The following is a 4,317-nucleotide window of genomic DNA, read 5'->3' as shown; positions in this document are numbered from 1 at the left end:
GTCTGCTTCGAGGTCGGCAGAGGCCTGTGCCGACCTCGATGCAGACTGCCGACGCCGCAGGAAAGTGCCGACCGCGCCGGAGAGAAAAAACAGGTGCGCCCCGCCCCCGCCACGTGACATGCTCCTCGCACGGTCACCGGGCCAACCCTCGAGGCGCTCGCTGACCGGCCAAGCCAGCAGGACAGATCAGCTCCGGCACGTGCGTTCGGGCACGGTGCGGACAGGAAGGAGGCAGTGATGGACGACGTCGTTCGCGCAGCTGCCTCCGCGGCAGCAGACGCCACTGTCACCAGGAGCACCCGGGACTGATCCGGCGATGCTCCAGCATCAAGGAGCACCGACTTGCCCCGTTTTCCCGAATCACCTTCCGCCGCCCTCATCCACGCAGCAGGCAAGGGCAGCACGTCGTCCGGCGACCGGTCGGCCGCCACGGAACGCCGGTCCGCCCAGCGCGTGCGCGTCAGCCGCGAGGACCTCGAGGGGTACTACCCCACCTCTGACGACGCCGGCCGGCACGACGGCGCCGACGTCTTCCAGCACGACCTGCCCGGCCCCACCCTGACAGACCCCACCCAGCCCGGCCCCGGTCAGCGTTGGTCCACCTGGCGCGCCGTCGCCAAGGGGCAGCGCGGGCCCGAGCCGCTGCCCGACTGGGTGGTCACCCGGGACGCCGCGATCGACACCGAGCTCGGCATCCTCAAGACGGGGAAGGAGGCCGACGCGTTCCTCATCGAGCGCGCCGTACCGGCCGGCGTGGACACCACGCCGGACCTGACCCTCGACCAGGCGGCCACGCGCTGCCTGCTCGTGGCCAAGCGGTACCGGAGCCTGGAGCACGGGCAGTTCCACCGTGGCTCGGAGTACACCGAGGGCCGCACCGTGCGGCGCACCCGCGACCAGCGCGCCATGGAGGACCGCAAGTCCGCCTGGGGTCGCGCGGTGTCGGCCACCCAGTGGGCGGACGCCGAGTTCGTCGCCCTGCGCACGGTCTGGGAGGCGGGCGCGCCCGTGCCCTACCCCGTGCAGATCGACGGCACCGAGGTGCTCATGGAGTTCGTGGGCACCGAGGAGACCGACGACCTGGGCCGCACCCAGGCGATCGCCGCGCCGCGCCTGACCCGGGTGCGGCCGTCGGACGACCTGCTGGAGTCCTACTGGGAGCAGCTGACGCACGGCATGTCGGTGCTGGCCCGGCTGGGCTTCGCGCACGGCGACCTGTCGCCGTACAACATCCTGGCCGACGGCGAGCGGCTGGTCATCATCGACCTGCCGCAGGTCGTGGACCTGGCGGCGAACCCGTTCTCCAGCGACGTGCTCCTGCGCGACTGCCGCACCGTGTGCGACTGGTTCACCGCCCGCGGGCTCGACGTCGACCCGGACGCCCTGTTCGCCGACCTGCTCGCGCAGGCCTTCTGAACCCCACGCCGTGTCAGACGTACAGGTCACCCGAGTGACCTGTACGTCTGACACGTCGGAGGGTTCACTCCGCCGGGGTGACCGGACCGCAGGTCCACGACGAGAACACCAGGTCGGTCTGCACCCGACCCACCTCGCCACGGGCGGTGAAGTCGAGGACCAGGCGCTGCAGCTCGTCGGTGTCGGCGCAGGCCACATTTATCAGGAAGTCGTCGGGCCCCGACACATGGTGCACCGCGCGGGTCTGCGGCAGCCGGCGCACCCACTCGACGAACGGCCCCAGCAGGGGCCGGGAGTGGGTGGTCAGCCGCACCATCAGCATGGCCTGCAGCCCTCGCCCGACGGCGGCCGGGTCGATCGCCGCGTGGTACCCACGGATCACGCCGGCGTTCTGCAGCCGCTGGATGCGCGCCAGGCAGGTCGACGGCGCGACGCCGACCCGCTGCGCGAGCGTCTTGTTGGAGAGGCGTCCGTCGTTCTGCAGCTCGAGCAGCAGCGCCCGGTCCACCGAATCCAGGAGCACGTTCTGGGTCATGGGCCGAATATCTAGCACGTCGCGGCGCCGTCCGACAGGACGAATGCCGATAGTCACCCATGAGCATGCACTCCTGGACCACGCGCGCCGTCCACGCCGGCAAGGACGACCTCGCCGCCCTCGGGCTCCATGCCCCGCCGATCGACCTGTCCACCACCTACCCGTCGTACGACGTCGTCGGCGAGGCCACGCGCCTGGACGAGTTCGCCGAGGGGCACGACGACGGCGGCCCGCCGGTGTACGGGCGTGTCGCCAACCCGACGGTGCGCCGGTTCGAGAACGCCCTGGCCGAGCTCGAGGGCGCCGAGGCGGCCGTCGCGTTCTCGACCGGCATGGCCGCGCTGTCCGCCTGCCTGCTGGCCCAGGTCGCGGCGGGCCGCCCGCACGTCGTCGGCGTCCGGCCGCTGTACGGCACCACCGACCACCTGCTCGACTCCGGGCTGCTCGGCACCTCGGTGACGTGGGCGACGCCCGAGGACGCGGCGTCGGCCATCACGGGCCGGACCGGACTCGTGGTGGTCGAGACCCCGGCCAACCCCACGCTGGACGAGGTGGACCTGCGCGCGCTGACCGACTCGTGCGCCCCGGTTACCGTGCTGGTGGACAGCACCTTCGCCACGCCGGTGCTGCAGCACCCGCTGGAGCAGGGGGCCGCGATGGTGCTGCACAGCGCGACGAAGTACCTGGGCGGGCACGGCGACGTCATGGGTGGCGTGGTCGCCTGTGGCGAGGATCTGGCCCGGGCGCTGCGGCAGATCCGGTTCGTCACGGGCGCGATGCTGCACCCGATGGCGGGGTACGAGCTGCTGCGCGGCCTGTCGACGCTCGCGGTGCGGGTGCACGGGGCGTCGGCCACGGCGGCGGAGCTGGCGCGCCGGCTGGCCGACCACCCTGGGGTGACGCGGGTGCACTACCCGAGCATCGGCGGGGCCATGGTGTCGTTCGAGACGTCGGCCGACCCGGTGGCGCTGGTGTCCGCCGTGCGGCTGATCACCCCGGCGGTGAGCCTGGGCAGCGTGGACAGCCTGATCCAGCACCCCGCCTCGCTGACCCACCGGATCATGGACGAGGTGTCCCGCAAGGAGGCGGGCATCTCGCCCGACCTGGTGCGCCTGTCGGTGGGCCTGGAGGACGTCGAGGACCTCTGGGGCGACCTGGACCAGGCCCTGGCCCGCGCCGCCCGCTGACCCGGGTTCCGGAGCCGCTCGACGCGGTGGTGGGGCGGTCGGCGTCCGCCTACCGTGAGGGCATGACGAGCACCCCGTACGACCACGAAGACCTGCTCGCGTTCCTCGTCGGCTACGGCGTCGCGCTCGGGTCGGGCGACCTGGACGCCCTCGCCGACGGCCTCGCCTACCCGTCGGTGATCGTGGCGGCGGAGCGTTCCGTCATGCTGCCCGACGCCGAGGCCGCCCGGGCGGAGCTCGGCGGCATGCTCGCGGGCTACCGGGAGCAGGGGCTGGTCGCCGCCGTGCCGGAGATCAAGGCGGTCGAGCAGGTGGGCGACGCGCTGCTGTGGGTCGACGTGCGGTGGAGCTTCAAGGACGAGAACGCCTCGGAGGCGACGGCGGACCGGATGCGCTACCTGCTGCGCCGGGGCCGGGACACGTTCGAGCTGTGCGTGGTCGTGCCGGTCGACGAGTAGGCGCCCGGGCCCGTCCTCAGGTCCGGGCGATCTCCCGCCGCACGTGCCAGCGGGTCAGCCGGCCGCTCGTCGCGTCCGTGGGCCCCAGCCGGTCGAAGCCGGCGCGCTCGAACATCCCGACCGTGCCGACGAACGCCGCGCTCACCGGGACCCGGCGGCCAGGTTCCGGCTCCACCGGGAAGGCGTCGAGCGCCGTCGCCCCGTGCTCTATGGCGTAGTCGACGCCGGCGTCGAGCAGCGCCCGGGCGACGCCGCGCCGGCGGAAGCCCGCGCGCACCGTCACGCACATGAACACCCAGGTCGTGGGCCAGGCGTCCGGCTCCCCCGTCGGCAGCACGCGGGAGCGCTGCAGCGACCGGGCCGCGGAGCGCCGGGAGAAGCCGAGCCAGCCGGCGACCTCGGAGGGCTCCCCCGGCACGCCCCCGAGGTACGCGAGCATCCCCGGCGCCGGATCCTCCCGCGTCAGCGCGCGCAGCCGGTCCCCGCGCGTCGTGACCTCCTCCTTGGCCGGCGCGCGCCAGTGCATGCACCAGCACGCCTGCTCGCGTCCGGACGGGTTGAGGACGCGCGCGATGTCGCCGAACCGGTCGGCGGTGGCCGGCACCACCGCGACCTCAGCCTCCGGTCTCCGGGCCATGTTCGGAACCTACTCCCCGTCACCGACACTCGTGGCGCGACGCGCTTGGCACACTTTTTCTATGGCGCGGCAACGACCATGCAC

Annotated in this window: 5 protein-coding genes; 3 read left to right on the top strand and 2 right to left on the bottom strand. The window is 73.1% G+C overall.

The features are described 5' to 3' along the window. The first annotated feature begins 342 nt into the window (after positions 1-342). Positions 343-1,416: a serine protein kinase RIO gene (locus ACFU5G_RS29320; RefSeq protein WP_377252565.1), complete on the top strand. Its 1,074-nt coding sequence runs from the start codon at positions 343-345 to the stop codon at positions 1,414-1,416. A 64-nt stretch (positions 1,417-1,480) separates the two neighbouring features. Here the strand turns inward: ACFU5G_RS29320 and ACFU5G_RS29315 are convergent, their stop codons facing one another. Beyond that, a complete protein-coding gene (locus tag ACFU5G_RS29315; protein WP_377252563.1) occupies positions 1,481-1,951 on the bottom strand; it encodes an Lrp/AsnC family transcriptional regulator in 471 nt (156 codons plus the stop codon). A gap of 59 nt (positions 1,952-2,010) precedes the next feature. On the opposite strand from ACFU5G_RS29315, the gene ACFU5G_RS29310 reads away from it, so the two are divergent. Together ACFU5G_RS29310 and ACFU5G_RS29305 are read left to right on the top strand one after the other, a co-directional pair. After that, the gene (locus ACFU5G_RS29310; protein WP_377252561.1) at positions 2,011-3,138 is read left to right on the top strand and encodes a trans-sulfuration enzyme family protein; all 1,128 of its coding nucleotides are present in this window, start codon (positions 2,011-2,013) and stop codon (positions 3,136-3,138) included. A gap of 62 nt (positions 3,139-3,200) precedes the next feature. Beyond that, positions 3,201-3,596 carry a hypothetical protein gene (locus tag ACFU5G_RS29305; protein ID WP_377252559.1) on the top strand — a complete coding sequence of 132 codons (396 nt, stop codon included), beginning with the start codon at positions 3,201-3,203 and terminating at the stop codon, positions 3,594-3,596. Positions 3,597-3,612: 16 nt separating this feature from the next. Here ACFU5G_RS29305 and ACFU5G_RS29300 read toward each other — a convergent pair whose 3' ends face one another. After that, complete coding sequence (locus ACFU5G_RS29300; protein ID WP_377252557.1) at positions 3,613-4,233, bottom strand: GNAT family N-acetyltransferase; 621 nt, start codon at positions 4,231-4,233, stop codon at positions 3,613-3,615. Between the last annotated feature and the right edge of the window lie 84 nt (positions 4,234-4,317).

Origin of the sequence: Promicromonospora sp. NPDC057488, from assembly GCF_042802395.1 — a bacterium.
Taxonomy (GTDB): Bacteria; Actinomycetota; Actinomycetes; order Actinomycetales; family Cellulomonadaceae; genus Promicromonospora.
Note: the sequence above shows the minus strand (reverse complement) of the source record. Positions and strands in the feature narration are given on the sequence as shown.

Excerpts from the sequence above, each read along its gene's own strand:
- ACFU5G_RS29305 (WP_377252559.1), top strand. The coding sequence starts at position 3,201 with ATGACGAGCACCCCGTACGACCACGAAGACCTGCTCGCGTTCCTCGTC.
- ACFU5G_RS29315 (WP_377252563.1), bottom strand. The coding sequence starts at position 1,951 with ATGACCCAGAACGTGCTCCTGGATTCGGTGGACCGGGCGCTGCTGCTC.
- ACFU5G_RS29300 (WP_377252557.1), bottom strand. The coding sequence starts at position 4,233 with ATGGCCCGGAGACCGGAGGCTGAGGTCGCGGTGGTGCCGGCCACCGCC.
- ACFU5G_RS29310 (WP_377252561.1), top strand. The coding sequence starts at position 2,011 with ATGAGCATGCACTCCTGGACCACGCGCGCCGTCCACGCCGGCAAGGAC.